At 43.1% G+C, this 20,483-nt stretch carries 22 protein-coding genes; 17 read left to right on the top strand and 5 right to left on the bottom strand.

Annotation, left to right across the window (positions count from 1 at the left end; all coding sequences use genetic code 11):
• Positions 1–67 precede the first annotated feature (67 nt).
• The 3 genes from ACIQXQ_RS12270 (at position 68) to rarD (ending at position 3,309) form a co-directional block, all read left to right on the top strand.
• A complete protein-coding gene (locus tag ACIQXQ_RS12270) occupies positions 68–274 on the top strand; it encodes an alpha/beta-type small acid-soluble spore protein (protein WP_402874945.1) in 207 nt (68 codons plus the stop codon).
• A gap of 148 nt (positions 275–422) precedes the next feature.
• Positions 423–2,006, top strand: a complete 1,584-nt coding sequence (gene mbcS, locus ACIQXQ_RS12265) for an acyl-CoA synthetase MbcS (RefSeq protein ID WP_402874948.1) — start codon at positions 423–425, stop codon at positions 2,004–2,006.
• A gap of 373 nt (positions 2,007–2,379) precedes the next feature.
• A complete protein-coding gene (gene rarD / locus ACIQXQ_RS12260; protein WP_402874951.1) occupies positions 2,380–3,309 on the top strand; it encodes an EamA family transporter RarD in 930 nt (309 codons plus the stop codon).
• Between the two features lie 37 nt (positions 3,310–3,346).
• On the opposite strand, the gene ACIQXQ_RS12255 is transcribed toward rarD, so the two are convergent.
• Positions 3,347–4,162 carry a protein-glutamine gamma-glutamyltransferase gene (locus ACIQXQ_RS12255; protein ID WP_402957741.1) on the bottom strand — a complete coding sequence of 272 codons (816 nt, stop codon included), beginning with the start codon at positions 4,160–4,162 and terminating at the stop codon, positions 3,347–3,349.
• A gap of 182 nt (positions 4,163–4,344) precedes the next feature.
• Positions 4,345–5,148 carry an NAD kinase gene (locus ACIQXQ_RS12250; protein WP_402874957.1) on the bottom strand — a complete coding sequence of 268 codons (804 nt, stop codon included), beginning with the start codon at positions 5,146–5,148 and terminating at the stop codon, positions 4,345–4,347.
• Positions 5,149–5,351: 203 nt separating this feature from the next.
• Here ACIQXQ_RS12250 and sppA point away from each other — a divergent pair, with 203 nt between their 5' ends.
• The 9 genes from sppA to ACIQXQ_RS12205 all read left to right on the top strand — a co-directional run bounded on the left by sppA (position 5,352) and on the right by ACIQXQ_RS12205 (position 13,030).
• The gene (gene sppA, locus ACIQXQ_RS12245; protein ID WP_402957739.1) at positions 5,352–6,353 is read left to right on the top strand and encodes a signal peptide peptidase SppA; all 1,002 of its coding nucleotides are present in this window, start codon (positions 5,352–5,354) and stop codon (positions 6,351–6,353) included.
• Between the two features lie 12 nt (positions 6,354–6,365).
• The gene (locus ACIQXQ_RS12240) at positions 6,366–6,896 is read left to right on the top strand and encodes an RDD family protein (RefSeq protein ID WP_402874962.1); all 531 of its coding nucleotides are present in this window, start codon (positions 6,366–6,368) and stop codon (positions 6,894–6,896) included.
• Positions 6,897–7,000: 104 nt separating this feature from the next.
• Entirely contained in the window at positions 7,001–7,693 is a 693-nt protein-coding gene (locus tag ACIQXQ_RS12235; protein ID WP_402874309.1) for a DUF2953 domain-containing protein, read from the top strand.
• Between the two features lie 15 nt (positions 7,694–7,708).
• Positions 7,709–8,182 carry a GerW family sporulation protein gene (gene ytfJ, locus ACIQXQ_RS12230; RefSeq protein WP_402874312.1) on the top strand — a complete coding sequence of 158 codons (474 nt, stop codon included), beginning with the start codon at positions 7,709–7,711 and terminating at the stop codon, positions 8,180–8,182.
• 125 nt (positions 8,183–8,307) lie between these two features.
• On the top strand, positions 8,308–8,808 hold the full coding sequence (tpx, locus tag ACIQXQ_RS12225) for a thiol peroxidase (protein ID WP_402957736.1): 501 nt from the start codon (positions 8,308–8,310) through the stop codon (positions 8,806–8,808).
• Between the two features lie 323 nt (positions 8,809–9,131).
• Complete coding sequence (locus ACIQXQ_RS12220) at positions 9,132–10,118, top strand: class I SAM-dependent methyltransferase (protein ID WP_402957734.1); 987 nt, start codon at positions 9,132–9,134, stop codon at positions 10,116–10,118.
• A 162-nt stretch (positions 10,119–10,280) separates the two neighbouring features.
• Positions 10,281–11,495: an acetate kinase gene (locus tag ACIQXQ_RS12215; RefSeq protein WP_402874320.1), complete on the top strand. Its 1,215-nt coding sequence runs from the start codon at positions 10,281–10,283 to the stop codon at positions 11,493–11,495.
• A gap of 183 nt (positions 11,496–11,678) precedes the next feature.
• A complete protein-coding gene (locus tag ACIQXQ_RS12210) occupies positions 11,679–12,521 on the top strand; it encodes an EcsC family protein (protein ID WP_402874322.1) in 843 nt (280 codons plus the stop codon).
• Entirely contained in the window at positions 12,518–13,030 is a 513-nt protein-coding gene (locus tag ACIQXQ_RS12205; RefSeq protein WP_402874324.1) for a MogA/MoaB family molybdenum cofactor biosynthesis protein, read from the top strand. The genes ACIQXQ_RS12210 and ACIQXQ_RS12205 overlap by 4 nt, the downstream gene beginning before the upstream one ends.
• A gap of 61 nt (positions 13,031–13,091) precedes the next feature.
• On the opposite strand, the gene ACIQXQ_RS12200 is transcribed toward ACIQXQ_RS12205, so the two are convergent.
• Entirely contained in the window at positions 13,092–13,406 is a 315-nt protein-coding gene (locus ACIQXQ_RS12200) for a hypothetical protein (RefSeq protein WP_402874326.1), read from the bottom strand.
• Between the two features lie 214 nt (positions 13,407–13,620).
• Here ACIQXQ_RS12200 and ACIQXQ_RS12195 point away from each other — a divergent pair, with 214 nt between their 5' ends.
• Positions 13,621–14,826: an argininosuccinate synthase gene (locus ACIQXQ_RS12195; protein ID WP_402874329.1), complete on the top strand. Its 1,206-nt coding sequence runs from the start codon at positions 13,621–13,623 to the stop codon at positions 14,824–14,826.
• Positions 14,823–16,202: an argininosuccinate lyase gene (gene argH / locus ACIQXQ_RS12190; RefSeq protein WP_402957731.1), complete on the top strand. Its 1,380-nt coding sequence runs from the start codon at positions 14,823–14,825 to the stop codon at positions 16,200–16,202. Before ACIQXQ_RS12195 ends, argH begins: the two co-directional genes overlap by 4 nt.
• A 53-nt stretch (positions 16,203–16,255) precedes the next feature.
• On the opposite strand, the gene ACIQXQ_RS12185 is transcribed toward argH, so the two are convergent.
• Positions 16,256–16,705, bottom strand: coding sequence for a universal stress protein (locus ACIQXQ_RS12185; RefSeq protein WP_402874335.1), 450 nt, complete (start codon positions 16,703–16,705; stop codon positions 16,256–16,258).
• An 86-nt stretch (positions 16,706–16,791) separates the two neighbouring features.
• Positions 16,792–17,889 carry a M24 family metallopeptidase gene (locus ACIQXQ_RS12180; protein ID WP_402957729.1) on the bottom strand — a complete coding sequence of 366 codons (1,098 nt, stop codon included), beginning with the start codon at positions 17,887–17,889 and terminating at the stop codon, positions 16,792–16,794.
• A 114-nt stretch (positions 17,890–18,003) separates the two neighbouring features.
• On the opposite strand from ACIQXQ_RS12180, the gene ACIQXQ_RS12175 reads away from it, so the two are divergent.
• The 3 genes from ACIQXQ_RS12175 to ACIQXQ_RS12165 all read left to right on the top strand — a co-directional run bounded on the left by ACIQXQ_RS12175 (position 18,004) and on the right by ACIQXQ_RS12165 (position 20,473).
• Positions 18,004–18,684: a metal-dependent hydrolase gene (locus ACIQXQ_RS12175; protein ID WP_402874340.1), complete on the top strand. Its 681-nt coding sequence runs from the start codon at positions 18,004–18,006 to the stop codon at positions 18,682–18,684.
• A 173-nt stretch (positions 18,685–18,857) separates the two neighbouring features.
• Positions 18,858–19,085 (top strand): hypothetical protein, encoded by a 228-nt coding sequence (locus ACIQXQ_RS12170; RefSeq protein ID WP_402874343.1) that lies wholly within the window; start codon positions 18,858–18,860, stop codon positions 19,083–19,085.
• Positions 19,086–19,153: 68 nt separating this feature from the next.
• Positions 19,154–20,473, top strand: coding sequence for a DRTGG domain-containing protein (locus tag ACIQXQ_RS12165; protein ID WP_402874345.1), 1,320 nt, complete (start codon positions 19,154–19,156; stop codon positions 20,471–20,473).
• Positions 20,474–20,483: the final 10 nt, after the last annotated feature.

Below are 20,483 nucleotides of genomic sequence, written 5' to 3'. Positions count from 1 at the left end.
AATAAATAAGTAGGAATGAAGCCATGTGTTTTAACACACTCTATAATCACAAGGAGGTGAAAAACACATGGCAAACAACAACAGCTCAAACGACTTATTGGTACCTGGAGTAGAACAAGCTCTAGAACAAATGAAATACGAAATCGCTTCAGAATTCGGTGTGCAACTTGGTGCAGATACAACTTCTCGCGCTAACGGATCAGTGGGTGGAGAAATTACAAAGCGTCTAGTTCAAATGGCTGAACAACAATTAGGCGGCGGATTCAGACGATAAGATAATTGAATAAATATGGCTGCAGAGAGCGGGGGTTCCCCCGCTCTCTTTATTTTATTTCAGAAAAAAACATCGTTAAGATATTAAAATGGGGAAGTATCTTGTATAATGAGTAGGTACTAAGAGTTCATGAATGGAGGAGAAGAGAATGAAGCGTGAAGAATTATTGGCTCCGGAACATTACAACTTAGTGAGTGAAATGGAACGTTTTGCATCAAATCCGGAAAAAGTGGCAGTACTTTGGGAAAACGAAACCGGGCACAGAAAACAACTTACATATGAGAACTTATTAAAAAGCGCAAATAAATTCGGTAATGTCTTTATAAAAATGGGACTGGAAAAAGGGGATACGGTTCTGATCATCATCCCTCGTTTAGTTGAAGCGTATCAAGTATATTTAGCCGCCCTTAAAATCGGGGTGGTTGTCATTCCTTGCTCCGAGATGCTCCGTGCAAAAGATTTAAAATATCGGATCAATCACGGTGATGTAAAAGGGATTGTCAGTTATCATGAATACACCCATGAATTCAATGAAATTAAAGAAACAGAAAATCTCTTGAAATTCTCGATAGGACAACAAGTGGACGGGTGGCATGATTTGAATGGATTAGCTGAAGATGAGTCCGAACAGCTTGCTTTGGCTGATACGAAAAGTGAGGATATGGCCTTCTTATCCTATACTTCAGGTACGACAGGAAATCCTAAGGGAGTTGTACATACACATGGTTGGGCTTATGCCCATTTAAAGACATCGGCGGCAAACTGGTTGGGAATTAGCGAGGGAGATGTCGTCTGGGCAACCGCTGGACCCGGGTGGCAGAAGTGGATTTGGAGTCCGTTCCTGGCAGTCCTGGGGACCGGTGCAACTGGGCTTGCATATCATGGGAGATTTGAACCGAAGAAGTATTTGCAGTTGCTGCAGGATTACAAAGTGAATGCCCTTTGTTGTACGCCTACAGAATACCGTCTGATGGCGAAAGTGGATAATCTCGATGATTATGACTTATCTGCTCTCCATAGCGCTGTATCGGCCGGGGAACCGTTAAATCAAAAGGTGTTTGAAGTGTTTAAGAATCATTTTAACATCGAAGTGCGTGACGGATATGGCCAAACGGAAAATACGCTTTTGGTCGGTGTGATAAAAGGCATGGAAATTAAAATGGGCTCAATGGGCAAACCGACTCCAGGAAATCATGTGGAGATCATCGATGATGCCGGAAAGCCATGTCTTCCTGGCGTGGTAGGGGATATCGCGGTGCATGTGGATACGCCTGCCCTCTTCAAAGAGTATTTTAAGGATCCGGAACGCACGGCGAGACAATTTCGCGGTGACTATTATGTAACAGGGGATCAGGCTAAGAAAGATGAAGAAGGTTATTTCTGGTTTGAAGGCCGTTCCGATGATATCATCATCAGTTCGGGGTATACAATCGGGCCCTTTGAAGTCGAAGATGCGCTCATTAAGCATCCCTTCGTGAAAGAATGTGCAGTCGTAGCAAGTCCGGATGAAGTGCGGGGGAGTGTTGTTAAAGCATACATTGTCTTGATTGATAGTGTAGACCCTCATCGTCCAGATTTAATAAAGACGCTTCAGCAACATGTGAAAGACATGACGGCTCCTTATAAATACCCTAGAAAAATAGAATTTTTAAAGGAACTTCCTAAAACGACGTCCGGTAAGATCAAGCGGGTCGACTTACGTAAAATGGAAGAAAGACTCCTGGAAAAGTAGGAGGAAACTCGAACGTCAGCCATTGTGCTGGCGTTTTTTTAGTGAAGCAAAAATGTGGGATTAAATCAAATGAGGTGATACACTTACTGCATATTATGGGAAACTTACGTGCTAAAGAAGATCGGCAAGTTAGGGAGAGGCAGGCTTCTTATGGAAAAATGATGTCTGCAATATTTCCGGGGAAATCGACCTGAAAGGACAATGTTTGCTTTCTAAGTAGGTGGTCCTTGTCGTTTAAGGAAGACAATCGAATCGGAAGGGGAAAAGGGTAAGGGGTAAGTCATCAAAGAAATGAAGGTACAGAAAAAATCGTTCCATTAGAGCAAATTTGAGCGTGACTATGGAATGATGCAAAGGGAAAGAAGGAAAGGTTATGAAAGTAAGCGAACAAAAAGAAGGGGCGATTTATGCAGCCGTTTCTTATATGATGTGGGGCATTGTCCCGATATATTGGAAATTTCTTCAGGGCGTTGGGGCAGCGGAAATTTTAGCTCAGCGGGTATTATGGTCCTTCGTCTTCATGGTGGTTTTATTGGCATTCATGAAAAAATGGCGGGCTTTTGTCGATTATGTTAAAGAAATCCTAGGCAACCCCAAATTATTTGCCGCATTATTGACGGCCTCGCTATTGGTCTCAGCTAACTGGGGAGTGTTCATATGGGCTGTTAACTCAGAACGAATCCTCGACACGAGCCTTGGTTATTATATCAATCCGCTTGTCAGCGTTTTGTTGGGAGTCATCGTCTTGAAAGAAAAACTAAGCCGATCGCAGGTCGTTTCATTCATCCTCGCTGGAATTGGTGTCTTGATCCTTGGTATCCACTTTGGAACGATTCCATGGGTATCGCTCATCCTGGCCATCACGTTTGGACTCTATGGCTTGGCGAAAAAGATGATCAAGGCCGAATCAGCCGTGGGACTGACGCTTGAAACGATGATGGTGACGCCACTTGCGTTGGGTTACTGGATATATTTGATGCTCCATTCGGATTCGCAATTTTTCGCATCCAGCGGAACGAGCCTGATGTTGATGGGTGGGGGAATCGTAACGGCACTACCCTTACTGTACTTTGCGAAAGGTGCAGAGAAGGTGCCTTTGTCCATGCTTGGCATCCTGCAGTACATTGCCCCAACCTTGACTTTGCTCCTAGGGGTGTTCGTATATCATGAAAGCTTTACAAAAGCACACTTCTTGGCCTTTATCTTCATCTGGTCCGCATTGGTCGTTTATACACTTTCCATTACGAAATGGGGAAAAATGGGTGCTGGTAGATTTAAAGGAAAAAGAAATATAGGTGCCTAAAAAAGCGCTTGGAGGGATGATTCCCTCCAGGCGCTTTTTAGGTTAAATAGGTGTTGGAACCTATCTCGCCAACGATCATATTATCGAGTGAATCCGTATCGTCACGTTCACTTTTTATCGAGTAGGGCCGATAAGCGGAACTGTCGATTTGGATAATATGTGTTGTCAGGTAGGCGGAGATCATGGATCCCCAAATTCTGTTACTATTCAATTCGGTAATGATTTCTTGTTGATCGGTGACTCCGATACCATGCGCAAAGAAGAGGTTCTGGCCTAACATGATTGCATTTTCCCCTTGCCATTCCGGGGTGTTCGGAGCAAAGTCCGGATTTTTGAAGTATAAGCAGTCACCAGGTAAATAATCCATCCCCTCATGGACAAGGATGGAAAGATTATGATGATAGTGCCAGTTGTAAAGAAACAGATCAGGAAAAATACGATCGAAATTCTTAGGTCCGATTGAATCCAGTATCGCTTTATAAAATACGACCAATATGGCTGTTCCGCATTCGAAAGAGTATAGTCTGCCGTTTATGAATATGTCATTCAATGCCATGTGTGGAGGGATATTCGGCCAGAGTTCAAAAGCCCGGTCTTTCGTGAGTTGCCAAACTTGTGGATTGCATAGGGAATCTTCGAGGATCGTAAATTCGGCCCCACTTTCCTCTAACAATACGGAAGCCTGAATGGCCTTCATACGTATTTTTAAGTCGAAACGAAAATCTTCCAATGTGTCAAACTCAAAAATGGTAGGATATATGGCCATCAGCTGAATAATGGTTGATAGGTTCTTGTTTGTTATACCAGCTAGCAGCTGGCTAGCGTCGATCGGTTTGTGATTGATTTTTATCATGATGATATCCGCCTTTTGGTGAAGTTAATGTAAGGGGTGTTTGCATATACATGATAATTATATGAGTACTTGCATGAAAGTGTTAGACGACTAGAGTCTTTTCCGGACTTTATCCTTAACAGGAGCGAAATCATAAAAAAGGCTTGGAAGAAACATCCTCCAAACCTGTAAATCTAGGCGTTTTATAAAAAGGTGCGTTTTACTTTTTCCCAATAGGAATTATCCTTTAATTTGACCGTTTTCATGACTTTCTTGCTTAAGCGGATCTTGATTTTCTCTATATTGCGAATACTCAGGGCCTCGTTGTCCAAGCCAATGATCGGGTAGCTTGGCCCGTTTTGCCCAAGGTGGACGGTCAGCGTTCGGTCGCCGCTCAGGATGAAGGACGAGCCTAAGGTCCGGTAGGTATTATTGTTGATCGAAGCGAGTTCACTGACCTGGAAGCATGGTAGAAGCGGATCGACTACTGCTCCATTCACGGACTTATTATAGGCGGTGCTGCCCGTCGGGGTCGCGATGATGATTCCATCTCCGCGCAGTGTTTCAAAATGGATGTGATCAATGAAAATGTCCATGATAAAGGTTTTGATGACGGATGTGCGGATGCTGAGCTCGTTCAAGGCATAGAAAAAGGGTTGGTCATCGAGCTGGATATCGATAACAGGATATTTACGGACCTCGATTTGTTCGTTCGTCATGGCAACGATCATTCTGTTTACGTCTTCCATGTAAAAATCACAATACATGTTCAAGTTGCCTGTGGTAGAAACGCCTGCATATAAACAGTCATCCCGAAACCCGGTTTTCCGGACGGCTTGTAGAAAGGTGCCGTCATCACCGATGCTAACGATGATGTTGGCCTTTCTATAATCCTTGACGACTTCAAATGAATATTGTTGCGCCAACTCCGTCAATCTCTTGACGTTCTTTATCATCTGCTCGTTCTGTACATGAAAAAAATAAATATTCCGGCGATTGGTCATCATGATTCCCCCATTAAATATGTATAGTCTTGTTAGGGCCTACTCAATAAAATCAAGGAAAAAGTTGATAGAACAAGATGCCTTGCCATTTCCAATTTGAGGATTATTTGCTACAATTTTAAGATGGTCTCATTTTATCATGGATTGAAACTTTTTTGTTTACAGTTCGTAAGATAAGAGTGATAGAAATTTAAGGGGGAACACATATGAATGGGAAGCGTTGGGCTGCTCTGGGTATCGCAGCCGTTTTATTTTTTGTTTCTATTGGCGTAGGTCTAGCCACCACTTTATTTGCAACCGATACAGAAAGTGTTTTCGAAGATTTTTTTGCGTCCGATAGCGGATTTTACGAAGAAGTCATAGAAGGCGAAGATCCAACCAATGTCATCGCGGTATTGGATGTAGAAGGAACGATTCAGGATACAGGGGAAGCTTCCCTGTTAAGTTCGGAAACCTACAATCACCGGGATTTCATGGACAAGCTGCAAATGGCGGAAGAGAATGACAATATCAAAGGAATTATCCTTCGAGTGAATTCACCAGGCGGCGGGGTTGTGGAAAGCGCTGAAATCTACGACAAAATCCTTGATATTAAAAAGGTGAAAAAGCCCGTATATGTGTCCATGGGTTCCATGGCGGCATCCGGTGGGTATTATATTTCTGCACCAGCCGATAAAATCTTTGCCAGCCCCGAAACCATGACAGGTTCACTTGGTGTCATCATGCAGGGGTACAATTACGAGAAATTAGCCGAGAAATATGGTGTCGAATTTGAAACGATCAAAAGCGGTACATACAAAGACATTATGAGTCCGACGAGGGAAATGACCGATGATGAACGGAAAATCCTCCAAAATATGATCGATAATTCTTATGATCAATTCGTCAAGATCATTGCCAATGGACGTGGCATGTCCGAAAAAGAAGTAAGGAAGATTGCGGATGGGCGGATCTATGATGGACGTCAGGCGAAAGAAGTTCATTTAATTGATGACTTCGGCCATTTGGATGATGTGATTGCTGCCATGAAAAACGATATCGGTCAAAAAAATGCGCAAGTCATTCGTTATACAGGTGAAGCCGGATTCGGTTCATTGTTCAGTATGGGAGCGCAAAAAATATTGGGAAATGATGTGGAAACGGCCGTGTTGACAAAAATCCTTTCCTCTTCAAATTCCCCACGCTTGATGTATTTGTATGCGGAATAGGGGGGCTGAAGAATGACGGAACAAAATGATAGCAATGAAAGAATCGTACCATCCAATCTAGCATCGGAGCAGGGACCCATACAGCCAGAGCTTTTGCCAGTCCAACCTCTAGAGGATGATGGCGATGTGAAAGTCGTGTGTTTTGCCGGTTTTTGGATGAGATTTTGGGCCTATTTAGCGGACTTGTTTGTGATTGGCAGTTTGAATCGCATCTTGATTCACCCCATCTTTAAGTTTTATAATGAGTCAGATAACCTTTGGTTTTCTGCTGAGGCCTTATTGACGGCCATTGTCTTTTTCCTTTATTTCATCCTGATGACCAAATTCTTCAATCAGACATTAGGCAAGATGATTTTTGGTTTGAAGGTAGTGGCCTTGAAGGAAGAGACGATTACCTGGGGTACGGTATTATTCAGGGAATTGTTTGGACGTTATATTTCCAAAGTTACCTGGGTCGGCTACCTTTTGGCAGGCCTATTACCCAAGAAACAGGCTTTGCATGATATCTTTGCGGACACGAGCGTCGTTTTAATTAGAAGATGATGACCTTTTTTAATAAATAAACCTGTCGGACTGCCATTTTAGGTCCAATAGGTTTATTTTTTTTTGACGAGGCCGATAATGAATGGCTGAAAGGGTGTGGATGTGTGAAATGGATTGTAATGATATTGGCTATCCTCATAGCGGTGTTGCTTCTTCTCATTTTCACTAAAGTCAGGGTGCATTTTACCTATAAGCGTATTCAAAAAGATGATCTTATCCATATGAAAATGACGGCCTGGCATGGCTTATTGCATTACACATTGAAGGTGCCAGTCATAAAGAAAGACGATGAATCGACGGCTCTCATCGTGGAGAAAGAAACGGACACGATGAATGATACGGAAAAGAAGTCGACGGCCAAGCTTACACCGGAAGAGTTCATGGATGGTTTAAGCGATATGCGGGCCTTGATCCACCATATAGTTGATTTACATCGGATCATTCGGCACTTCCTCGGGAAAGTCCAAGTGAAAGAGTTTGCATGGCATAGTGTTATAGGGACGAAACATGCTGCCCAAACAGGGATATTGACAGGTAACTGTTGGGCCCTTAAAGGATCGATCATTGGTTTATTGACCACCTATCTGAATTTTCGGGTCATGCCTTCCTATACGATTACACCGGATTTTTATCGAAAACAGGCCAATACGTCAATTGCTTGCATATTAGAATTCAGAGTCGGGCAAGCTATACTGACTGGGATAAAACTGCTTCGCTACTGGAAAGGCGGTAAAGTGAAATTCAAGTCTAAGAAATTAGCGAAGCTAACTGGAGATTCCAATAATCAATCGATGTAGAGTGGAGGAATTTAGATGTCTGATCACCCAATACAAGGTTTAATGAAAGAAGCCATGGAGAACTTGAAAGAGATGGTCGATGTTAACACGATCATCGGAGACCCGGTGGAAACCCCCGATGGAAGTGTCATTTTAACGGTTTCCAAAGTGGGCTTTGGATTTGCCGCTGGAGGCAGTGAATTTGTGATCGATGGTAACCATCAAGGTCAACAGGGCGACTCAAAGCAACCATTTGGTGGGGGTAGTGGTGGTGGAGTATCCATTACGCCTATAGCTTTCCTTATTGTTGGTACACATGGCGTGAAGATGATTCATTTAGATGAAGGTACGCATCTTTTAGAAAAAATGATGGATTTAGCACCGCAGGTCGTTGATAAGATCCAATCGATGCTAGCTAAAAAAGATAATAATCAATCAAGGCAAGATAGCGGTCAAAGGAATTCAATGAACATGAACAATCAACAACCTAAACAGGATTTGGATTTCTAATGCGACTCGGCGTCCGCCGAGTTTTTCTTTTTGGTGTAAAATTCTAAAATCCAATTAATTGCAAAATTACGATAAAACAAATATCATAAAGCTTGTACATAAAGCATATAAAGGAGGAATTTTTAATGGCTTCAGTTACTTTTAAAAACAACCCGGTCACTTTAGTGGGACCAGAACTTAAAGTTGGGGATAAAGCACCTGATTTTACAGTATTGGCTAATGATTTAACACCGGTTACATTAAACGACTCAAAAGGCACAGTCCGCATTATCAGTGTCGTTCCGTCCGTTGATACAGGAGTTTGTGATGCACAGACACGCAAATTCAATGAAGAGGCTGCCAAATTGGATAATGTGAAAGTATTGACGATCAGCAATGACCTTCCATTCGCACAAAAACGCTGGTGTGCTGCAAGCGGACTCGACAATGTCCAAGTCCTTTCCGATCACCGCGACCTTTCTTTTGGGGAAGCTTACGGTGTTGTGATGAAGGAACTTCGTTTACTGGCACGTTCCGTATTCGTCGTGAACAGTAACGATGAAATCACTTATGTTGAATATGTAAGTGAAGGTACGACTCATCCAAACTATGAAGGTGCCATTGAGGCAGCTAAAGCAGCAAAGTAAGGACTGAGCTCACTGAACCAGGCGCTGATGTGCCTGGTTTTTCTATTGGGTCGAACATCCTAAAAACAGGAAGATTTCCTTATGATGAATAAAGATAGAAACCCTCAAAACCAGACCTTTTCCTCATTCCCCAAAGAAACGCCTACCTGTGAGTTCACTGACTGACATTGCTTCAACCCAATGATAGGATAGCATGTACCGAATGGCTCCAATAAGGAAACATTCTGTCAAATAACTGATGAATGATAAACGGGGCTTACGACTTGTAAGTCTTACTCCTTACCTTTAAAATAAGGACAGAAGCAAACAGGAGGAATAAATAAGTGAAGTCTACCCCAGTTGAAGAACTATTTTATGAATTTGATGAAACAACCAAAATATTGCAAGATGAACTGTCGTGCACGTATCTCGATGCTTTGGGCGAGACCGGAGAGAATTTTTTCCAAGGGAAAGTGATGCAGGAAGAAATCAGTGAAGAATCAAAGAAAAGTTTAATGAAGCATTATGCTGAATTTTCATTGGAAAAGTATGAAAAGGAAGCCATCCGTAAAGCATACCAGTTGGCCATCCTTAAAGGCATGCAACAAAGCGTACAACCTAACCATCACATGACACCGGATGCCGTCGGGATTTTTGTCAGTTACTTAGTCGGCAAATTCACGAAGGATCAAAAAGAAATCGTCATGCTCGATCCAGCTGTTGGGACAGGAAACCTACTCTTTGCGATCATGAACCAGTTGACCGATAAAAACATGGCGTCATTTGGTGTGGAAATCGACGAAACCTTGATCAGGCTTGCATATGCCGGGGCTAATCTTCAAGAGCATCCCTTATCATTTTTCAATCAGGACAGCCTAGAGCCGCTTTTCATTGACCCAGCGGATGTGGTAGTCAGTGACTTGCCGATTGGGTATTACCCGAATGATGTCCGTGCAGCGGAATACGAACTGAAGGCAGAAAACGGCCATTCCTATGCACATCATCTATTCATAGAGCAAAGTGTCATACATGTGAAAGATGGAGGATATCTATTCTTCATTGTCCCGAATAATTTATTTGTCTCGGAAGAAGCACCTAAACTCAATGACTATTTGAAAAAAAATACTCACATACAAGGAATGGTGCAGCTTCCGCTTACCATGTTTAAAAACGAAGCGGCTGCCAAGAGCATTTTAATCCTTCAAAAGAAAAAGGATGGCGTCGAGGCTCCTAAGAAAGCCTTGTTGGTACAACTTCCGAAGCTATCTGACTTCGATGCGACTAGGTCGGTCATGAACCAGATGGACGATTGGTTTAAGGAAGAAAAATAAAAACAAAAGCTGATGCCAAAAGGCATCGGCTTTTGTTTTTAGAAGATAAAGAGTTTTTTAAATTATTAAATTTTTTATTGGTGGAATCCATTTGCCATGATAAGATATATACATTATATACTGCACGTTTGTAGACTAGCTTAGAGTAAAGGAGCAGGATGGATGTCTAAAATTATGGCTATAAACGCAGGCAGCTCTTCTTTGAAGTTTCAGCTTTTTGAGATGCCTAGTGAACATGTTATTACGAAAGGTCTTGTGGAAAGGATCGGTTTGAAAAACTCCACATTCACCTTGAGTGTTGAAGGCGAGAAGATTTCTGAAACGTTACACATCCCAAATCATGAAGTGGCTGTCGGGCTTTTACTAGAAAAACTGATTCACCACCAAATCATACACTCTTTCGAAGAAATAGATGGCATGGGCCATCGAGTTGTGCATGGTGGTGAAGTGTTTAGCGACTCCGTCTTAATCACAGAGGAAGTTATAGAAGAAATCGAGAAGCTTTCGGATTTAGCTCCCCTTCATAATCCTGCCAATATAACGGGCATCAAGGCGTTTAAGCAAATATTGGGTGAAGTGCCGGCGGTTGCTGTCTTTGATACGGCCTTCCATCAAACCATGGAACCCAGTTCGTATATGTATAGCTTGCCATTTGAGTACTATGAGAAATACGGTATCAGGAAATATGGATTCCATGGTACATCACATAAATATGTTTCCCAACGTGCAGCGGAAATGATAGGAAGACCGATAGAACAGTTACGGTTGATATCCTGTCATTTGGGAAATGGCGCTAGCATCACGGCCATCGAGGGAGGAAAGTCGATTGACACGTCGATGGGATTCACTCCATTGGCCGGCGTGACGATGGGTACACGTTCAGGGAATATCGATCCAGCTTTGATTCCTTACATCATGGAGAAAACGGGGACAACGGCAGATGAAGTACTGGATGTCTTGAATAAGAAAAGTGGGATTCTTGCACTGTCTGGCTTCTCCAGCGACTTACGCGATATCCAATTGGAAGCCGATAAAGGAAATGAGCGGGCTGAGCTTGCGCTAGAGGTATTTGCTGGCCGCATTCATAAATACATAGGTTCTTATACAGCAAAAATGGGCGGCGTGGATGGAATCATCTTTACGGCCGGCATTGGTGAAAATAGCCAGGACATCCGGGGGAGGATCTTGGATGGACTTGAATTCATGGGAGTTTATTGGGATGAAGACCTGAATCGTACCTCTGGTGAGGAAGCCTTCATCAATTCCCCATTTTCCCCGGTGAAAATCATGGTCATTCCTACGAATGAAGAAGTCATGATTGTCAGAGATACGATGAATATCACAATGAATGAAAGTTTAGAAGATATGCTTTCCTAGAAGAAAAAAGCCTCCATGCCCATCAAGGGAATGGAGGCTTTTTTACGTGCGGATTTGCCCGGAGTTCTGTTTAGATGTTGATTTTCGGTTAGGTTGTAAGCTGCTTCATATTCTTGAAAAGCTGTGCCGTATGGTATACTTAAAGGGAGAATCCACCAATTCTTTATAAAGGAGGCTTGTTGCATGGAATTCACAAATCGGGACATGAAAACTTGGAATGAAATTAGTGAATGGCAAGATAAACTGAACCAATATAATCCGACAGACCTGGCATCATTATATGATAAATGGCTAGAGCAAAGTTTTTCACGGTTGCCTGAAGATGTTCAACAACAATTTTTTGAAAAGCTTGATACTTGGTTATTTCACTTGCATGCGATGGTACAGAGCTCATCCATTCAAATAGACGCAAGAGACCGCATTTTGGCCTCGGCACGCGTATTCAATGATGAGATTGAGGAGATCAAGGATGTACACCTTTTAACAATCGACCAGTTGAACTACATAGCGAACCAGCATATTGCGAAGCATCGTTTATATTCTTTTGTGCAGGGAGGAATAAGCGGTCGTGGAGGGTTGCTCCTACTGGGAAGTGATATCCCGGCCATGACAGTCATTAATGTTCGAACCGTACAGCTGATAGCGATGTCTTATGGTTTTGAAGGGAATACACCCTTTGAAATGATGATGGCCTTAAAGGTATTCAATGCAGGGGCGATGCCTAAGCGGCTCCAAGGAGTGGCTTGGGAAGAATTGGTCCGGGAAATTCAGACTGCGGAAGATGAATATTGGTATATGGGAATAGAGGAGCTGACGAATCCAAAGTGGATGGAACAGCCATTAAAGCAATTATTAAAAGCTGTATCCATCACGGTTTTCAGGAAAAAACTATTGGGCGGCGTACCGCTTATCAGTATGGCCATTGGCGCCGGGGCTAATTACCAAATGACGAAAGATGTCAGTGAATTCGCCCAGAAATTCTATCAGTATCGTTATTTACAGGGAAAGAAGGCCGATGAAGAATGAGTGTCAAGGAACATAAAAAGGCCACTACGGAGCCGATTCGATGCAAGGTGATCACGGTCAGTGATACGCGAAACGAAGAAACGGATAAAAGCGGATCCTTGATGATGGACCTCCTAAAATCACAGGGCCATGTAGTGACAGAATATGAAATCGTGAAGGACGAACGTGGTGCAATCCAAGAGGCGATTACGGCCGGCGGAAAAAGCAATCAAGTCGATGCCATCCTAACCAATGGCGGTACAGGCATCGCCAACAGGGATGTCACGATTGAAGCGGTAAAAGAATTGATGACTAAAGAGATACCCGGTTTTGGTGAGCTTTTCCGTATGTTGAGCTATCAAGAAGATATCGGATCGGCAGCCATCCTATCAAGGGCGATTGCTGGAGTGGCATTTAATAAAGCGATCTTTTCGACTCCTGGTTCATCTGGGGCGGTTCGCCTTGCGATGAATAAACTAATACTTCCGGAATTGGGCCATGTTGTCGGGGAAATTCGGAAGGATACATAAGGAAACGGACAAAAAAAGCCCCGGTTTTAAAAACCGGGGCTTTTTTTGCATGGAAATGGGCTTAATTATGCATCTTTTCACTTATCCCCTGATCGGTCCGATACCAAAGCCAAAGATCATTTATCACGGAAGCCAGTTCGGAGATTTCCGTGTTGAGTTGGCATGACAAGACAAAATTACTTTCATCAGAGAGCTGTGTCTGTTTCCGATTGATAATGGCTTCCAGCTCCTGTATACGGTCCGGGATATGACCCCGGATAGTTTCCCAGTGTGCGAGTATGCGGTGCTGCTTTCCTTTAGAGTATTCATCCCATTCCATGGGGAGGTCGGGGATGGAGATTCCAAGCCGTTCATCATACGTAAAAAGTTCTTTCATAATGCCTCCTGTAATCACAGTTTTCATACTCTTAGATTACTATATTTTAACCGATGTATCCATTGTGTAAATTATTTGGAATATCGAAAAAATTTTACTGAAATCAGTAAAATACCCCTTGTATTCCTTGTATAAAAATGATAAAGTACTAAACATAGATTGAATAAAAATAACAACGAATGAATTTTTATTCACACGAAAGGGACGATAAAACATGGGAAATCAAAAAGTAGTTTTAGCTTATTCTGGAGGATTAGATACCTCTGTTGCAATTAAATGGTTACAAGATCAAGGATACGACGTAGTGGCATGCTGTTTGGATGTCGGTGAAGGAAAAGATTTAGACTTCATTAAAGAAAAAGCAATCACTGTCGGAGCGGTTAGTTCTTATGTAATTGATGCAAAAGACGAATTCGCCGATGAATTCGCATTGACGGCTCTTCAAGCCCATACACTATATGAAGGAAAATATCCTTTAGTATCAGCTCTATCGCGTCCACTTATCGCGAAGAAGCTAGTGGAAGTGGCTGAAGAAGAAAATGCAGTAGCCGTTGCGCACGGTTGTACGGGAAAAGGAAATGACCAAGTGCGTTTCGAAGTATCCATTTCGGCTTTAAACCCTAATTTACAAGTTCTTGCACCTGTACGTGACTGGAGATGGTCTCGTGAAGAGGAAATCGAATATGCTGCCAAGAATGGAATTCCTGTTCCAATCGGTTTAGCCAGCCCTTACTCAATCGACCAAAACCTATGGGGAAGAAGTAACGAATGTGGAATCCTTGAAGATCCATGGGCTGCTCCTCCGGAAGAGGCATATGATCTGACAACAAGCCTTGAAAACACACCGGATACTGCCGATATCATTGAAATCGGATTTGAACAAGGTGTACCGGTTACACTGAACGACAAGAACTACAAATTGGCTGATTTGATTGTTGAATTGAATCAAATTGCCGGTAAACACGGTGTCGGACGTATCGACCACGTGGAAAATAGATTAGTAGGTATCAAATCTCGTGAAGTATACGAAGCTCCAGGTGCCATGACATTGATCGCTGCACATAAAGAACTTGAAGATATTACTTTGGTAAAAGAACTTGCCCATTTCAAACCAGTGATTGAGAAGAAAATGACGGAATTGATCTATGAAGGACTTTGGTTCTCACCACTTCAAAAAGCGTTGGCTGCATTCTTGAAAGAGACACAAGTGAACGTTACGGGTACTGTCCGTGTGAAACTGTTCAAAGGCCATGCCATTGTCGAAGGAAGAAAATCAGAGTACTCTCTATACAATGAAAAACTAGCAACCTATACAAAAGCGGACGAATTCGATCATGAGGCAGCAGTTGGTTTCATTAAATTATGGGGACTTCCAACGAAAGTGAACAGCATGGTCAACAACAAGAAGGTGACAGTGTGAGCAGCAAGCTTTGGGGAGGAAGATTCACGAAATCTGCCGAAGAATGGGTAGATGAGTTCGGGGCTTCCATATCCTTTGATCAGGAACTTGTCCTTGAAGATATTCAAGGCAGCTTGGCACATGTCACCATGCTGAAGACATGCCAGATCCTGCCAGAAGAGGACGCTGATCAGATCATTGTGGGACTGAAGGGTTTACAGGAAAAAGCGGAAAAAGGTGAATTGACTTTCAAGGTGGAGATGGAAGATATCCATCTTAACCTTGAAAGCATGCTCATTGAAGCGATCGGCCCGGTCGGAGGCAAATTGCATACTGGCAGAAGCCGTAACGACCAAGTAGCAACAGACCTTCATCTTTACATGCGCAACCAAACGAAAGTGATTCTGGAACTCATTAATGGACTCCAAGGAGCAATTTTGGAACAGGCTAAAAAGAATGTGGAAACACTCATTCCAGGGTATACGCATTTACAGCGTGCCCAGCCAATTTCATTCGCTCACCATTTAATGGCTTATTTCTGGATGCTGGAACGCGATAAACAACGTTTCACTGAAAGCTTCAAGAGAATCAACATTTCTCCATTGGGTGCAGGAGCGCTTGCTGGGACGACTTTTCCGATTGACCGTGCGTTAAGTGCAGAGCTACTTGGCTTTGATGGCATATATGAAAATAGTCTGGATGCAGTGAGTGACCGTGATTTCGCCCTGGAATTCATGAGTAACAGCGCAACGATGATGATGCATTTATCTCGTTTCAGCGAAGAAATCATTCTTTGGTCAAGCCAGGAATTCCAATTCGTTGAACTGGATGATGCTTTCTCAACGGGAAGCAGCATCATGCCACAAAAGAAAAACCCTGATATGGCGGAGCTGATCCGCGGTAAAACAGGACGGGTTTACGGGAATCTAACAGGGTTACTGACTGTATTAAAAGGACTGCCACTTGCTTATAACAAAGATATGCAAGAAGATAAAGAAGGCGTTTTTGATACGGTTAAAACGATTGTTGGTTCACTTAAAATCTTCGCAGGCATGATTTCAACGATGAAAGTGAAAAAAGACGTGATGGAAAAAGCAACGAAAAATGACTTTTCCAATGCAACCGAATTGGCCGATTATCTGGCTTCGAAAGGCATGCCTTTCCGTAAAGCCCATGAAGTCGTCGGCAAACTTGTTTTATTCTGTGTACAAAACGGCTGCTATTTAGTTGACCTTAGCATGGAACAATTCAAGGAGGCATCCGAGTTGTTTGAAGAGGATATTTACGACGCATTAAATCCATACGAAGCAGTTAAACGCCGTAATAGTGCAGGTGGTACTGGGTTTGCCCAAGTGCAGCTTGCGATTGAAAAAGCGGAGAAACTCATAAGTGAATAACAAATGAAAAGATCGTACACCGATTTGGTGTACGATCTTTTTTTAAAAAAATTTTAGTTTTTATCAGTACGGACAATGATGACATCACAATTTGAGTGGCGAACAATACCTTCTGATACGCTTCCAATCAAGAAACGTTCAACGGCATTAAGTCCAGTCGCACCACAAACGATTAAATCAATCGTATGTTTTTTCGCTAAGTCTCTTGGTATTTTGACTTTAGGAGAACCATACTCCACTTCCGTAATTACGTTAGTGATGCCAGAGGCAACCGCTTCTGTTTTATACTTTTCCAATAAGTCATTGGCAAAGGTTTCAGAACGATCGCGGATAGTCATATCGTAAGCTTCGATAGTCGGGAAATTCCTGGTGTCGACGATATGAGCCAGAACTAGAGTCGCGTTACTTAGTTTTGCAAGGTATATCGCTTTTTTTAAGGCCCATTCTGCTTCTTCAGAACCGTCCACCGCTACAAGGATATTTTTATAATCTATCGTACCCATTATGAATCTCCTCCTTCTACTTCACTCCCATTATACTATAATTTTCCTTATTGAATTGTAACAAATTTACGAATTTTTGGTGAAGTCTATCTTAATATTTGGAGGCTTTTCGGATATTTCGTCAAGACTTCACAACCTGTTTCGGTTATATACAGATCATCCTCTATCCTCACACCAGCCACATCGGGAACATAGATACCTGGTTCGATTGTATAAACCATGCCCTTTTGTAACTTAAGTGAATTCGTTTCCTTTAACGATGGATATTCGTGGACGCTAATGCCAAGTCCGTGCCCAAGACGGTGTGGGAAATAGTCGCCGTAGCCTTTGTTCTGGATGATGCTTCTGGCAGTCCGGTCGATCTCGGAGCAAGCAACACCGGGTTTGCTTGCTGCAATGGCAGCTTCCTGCGCTTTTCGAACCGTTTCATAGATCTCGGCTTGCTTGTCATTGATGTCCCCGAACGCGACGGTCCTGGTGATGTCTGAGCAATACCCTTCATATACGACACCTAGATCAAAAAGAACGAGGTCACCACGCTGAACTTTCGATGCCCCTGGTGTTCCATGAGGCGAAGCTCCGTTCTTTCCAGTCAGGACCATTGTAGAGAATGACATGTGGCTAACGCCGACCTTCTTCATTTCGAATTCAATTGCAGCCAGGATTTCCATTTCGGTTTTCCCTTCACGGATTTCGCTGACTCCGACTTCGATAGCCACGTCGGCAAGTCGGCAGGCTTCACGAATCTTGACCATTTCATCTTCGGATTTGATCATTCGCATCTTTTGTAGCTTCTCCTCGGCTGAAACGAGTACCGGCGCATCAAAATGATGCTGTATGTTTTCATAGCGTTCCACATTCATATGTTGTTTTTCAATCGCGATTTTCTTCAAGGATAATCCACGTTGACTAACCGCTTTCTGGATTTTCAACCATGGATCTTCAATATCGGTGTAGCCAGTGATCTCGCCTTGCCATCCAGCATTCTTGGCATCAGGCACTTCCATTTGGGGACAAACCAAAAATGGCTCTGCGTTCGCAAAAATGGCTAGTGCCAGCAGTCTTTCATTCGGGTCACTAAAGAATCCACTGCAATAAAAGACGTTTTCGGTAGAAGTTAGAATGGCTGCGTCCAACTCATTGGTTTGCAACCAGTTTTGTATTTCATTCAAATGTTTATTCATGACGATTCCTCCATAGATAGGATATAATTACCTTAGCAATAACTATTTAAATAGTAAATGGTAAAGCTTTTGAAAAAATTCAAAAAAGTGTGTATCGGAAAGGAGCATCATTTAATGAAAGTATCTTTTCATGGACATGCCATCGTGAAAGTGGAGACCAATGGCAAGACGATTCTTTTTGACCCATTCATCACTGGAAATGAACTAACGGATCTAAAGGTGGCGGACGTAAAGCCGGATGTAATCATCTTAACACATGGTCATAATGATCACATTGGTGACACGGTGGAATTAGCGAAAAAGCACGATGCCCTTGTCATCGGAATTGCTGAAATAGCCGTTTATTTAGGAAATCAAGGCGTCAGGACACATGGCATGAGCATTGGTGGTGCTTATGAATTTGATTTTGGCACTGTGAAGTTGACCCCTGCATTTCATGGAACCGGATTCAATACGGCAGATGGTCAGATCATCTATCTAGGGATGCCTGCCGGCGTATTGTTGACTGTAGAAGGAAAAACGATCTATCATGCTGGTGACACGGCCGTTTATTCCGACATGAAACTAATTGGGGAAAGACATCCGATTGATCTGGCATTTCTGCCTATCGGCGATAACTTCACAATGGGGCCGGAAGATGCAGCGCTTGCCGCAAAATTCCTCCAGGCGAAGCAGGTCGTGCCGATCCACTACAACACGTTCCCGGTCATCAAACAGGATCCTAACAAATTCATCGATATACTAGAAGCAAAAAATGGACTGGTTATGGAACCCGGAGATGCAATCGATTTATAATGACACAACAACAGGGGCCTGATTCGGAGGCTCCTTTTTATATAGGAAATGAATAATCAAGAAGCATGGATGTAGTATGTCTCGACGACAAGCTTAAAAATCCCCTGTAGGCTCCATTCTTTTTATTCATCCTCTTGCATAAAATTAAGGGATGGAATGAAGGAGGGGGTTGGATGAAGCAAAGGTTATTGCTCTGTTTGCTTTTATGCGGTGTGATGCTGTATTATGCAGTGCCGCGCCTATCGTTGGAAAGCGGGGGCCCAGAGAGTTTGTTTGGGGGAACTTGGCTTTTGTTCGCGCTATTAGCCGTGGCGGGGAATTTGACAGGCATTCTGTATTCACCTGCAAAACGGAAAGTGAAACGGCAGCATCAAAAGAAAAGGTTGCGTGAATATCAGTAGTTGTTTGATAATCTAGGCTCTTTGACCTTATAATGGGATATAGGAATACCGTGAAAAGGGTGAAGCGCTTGGCTACAAAGCATGAACAAATATTAAAACATATCGATGGACTTCCGGTTGGTGAAAAGATTTCCGTCCGCCAGATTGCCAAAGTCCTGAATGTAAGTGAGGGCACGGCATACCGTGCGATTAAAGAGGCGGAGAATCAAGGCTATGTAAGTTCCATTGAGCGGGTCGGCACGATCCGTATTGAGAAAAAGAAAAAAGAGAATATTGAGAAGCTAACGTTTGCCGAGGTAGTCAATATAGTTGATGGACAAGTCTTAGGTGGAAAAACGGGTCTTCATAAAACGTTAAATAAATTCGTTATCGGTGCGATGAAGCTTGAAGCGATGATGAGATATACGGGTGCAGGAAACCTGTTGATTGTAGGGAATCGTACCCAGGCGCATGAGCACGCATTAAAAGCGGGTGCAGCGGTGCTGATTACCGGTGGGTTCGATGCCGAAGAATCCGTTAAGATATTGGCCGATGAATTGGAGATGCCGGTCATTTCAACGAGTTACGATACCTTTACTGTCGCGACCATGATCAATCGGGCCATTTATGACCAATTGATCAAAAAGGAAATCCTATTGGTAGAGGATATTTTGACGCCCGTTCAGGAAACGACCTTCTTAACCGTGGGTGATCGGGTTCAAAATTGGCATGAATTGAATCAGGAGTCGGGTCATAGCCGTTTCCCTGTCGTTGATGAAAACATGAAGGTTCAGGGTATGGTCACCTCAAAAGATGTCATGGGCCAAGAAGAAACGACGCTCATTGATAAGGTGATGACGAAGAATCCGATGACCGTAGGCGACAAAATGAGTGTTGCCTCATCTGCCCATATGATGGTGTGGGAAGGGATCGAGTTGATCCCAGTCGTTAGTGACAGTCACATCCTGAAAGGGATCGTGAGCAGGCAGGATGTACTGAAGGCGTTACAGATGAGCCAAAGACAGCCACAGGTCGGTGAAACGATTGACGATACGATCACGAGTCAGCTGGTGATGACGTCAAACCAAGGCAAGGGACAAGAAGTGTATAGCTATGGTGTTACACCTCAAATGACCAATTATCTTGGTACGATTTCAAGTGGGGTGTTCACGACACTGGTTACGGATTCAGCCAATCGTGCGCTCAGAGGCTATAAACGCGGCGATTTAGTCGTTGAAAATATGACGATTTACTTCATCAAGCCTGTTCAGATCGACAGTACGCTTGAAATTCATCCTCGTGTCCTGGATGTGGGGCGTAAGTTCGGGAAAGTGGATGTCGAGGTATTTAACCAAGGCAAGCTTGTAGGGAAAGCCATGCTGACATGTCAGTTGCTTGATCGTTCTTAACTAGCGAAAG

Origin of the sequence: Peribacillus sp. NPDC097198, from assembly GCF_044762055.1 — a bacterium.
In the GTDB taxonomy this organism is placed as follows: domain Bacteria; phylum Bacillota; class Bacilli; order Bacillales; family DSM-1321; genus Peribacillus.
Note: the sequence above shows the minus strand (reverse complement) of the source record. Positions and strands in the feature narration are given on the sequence as shown.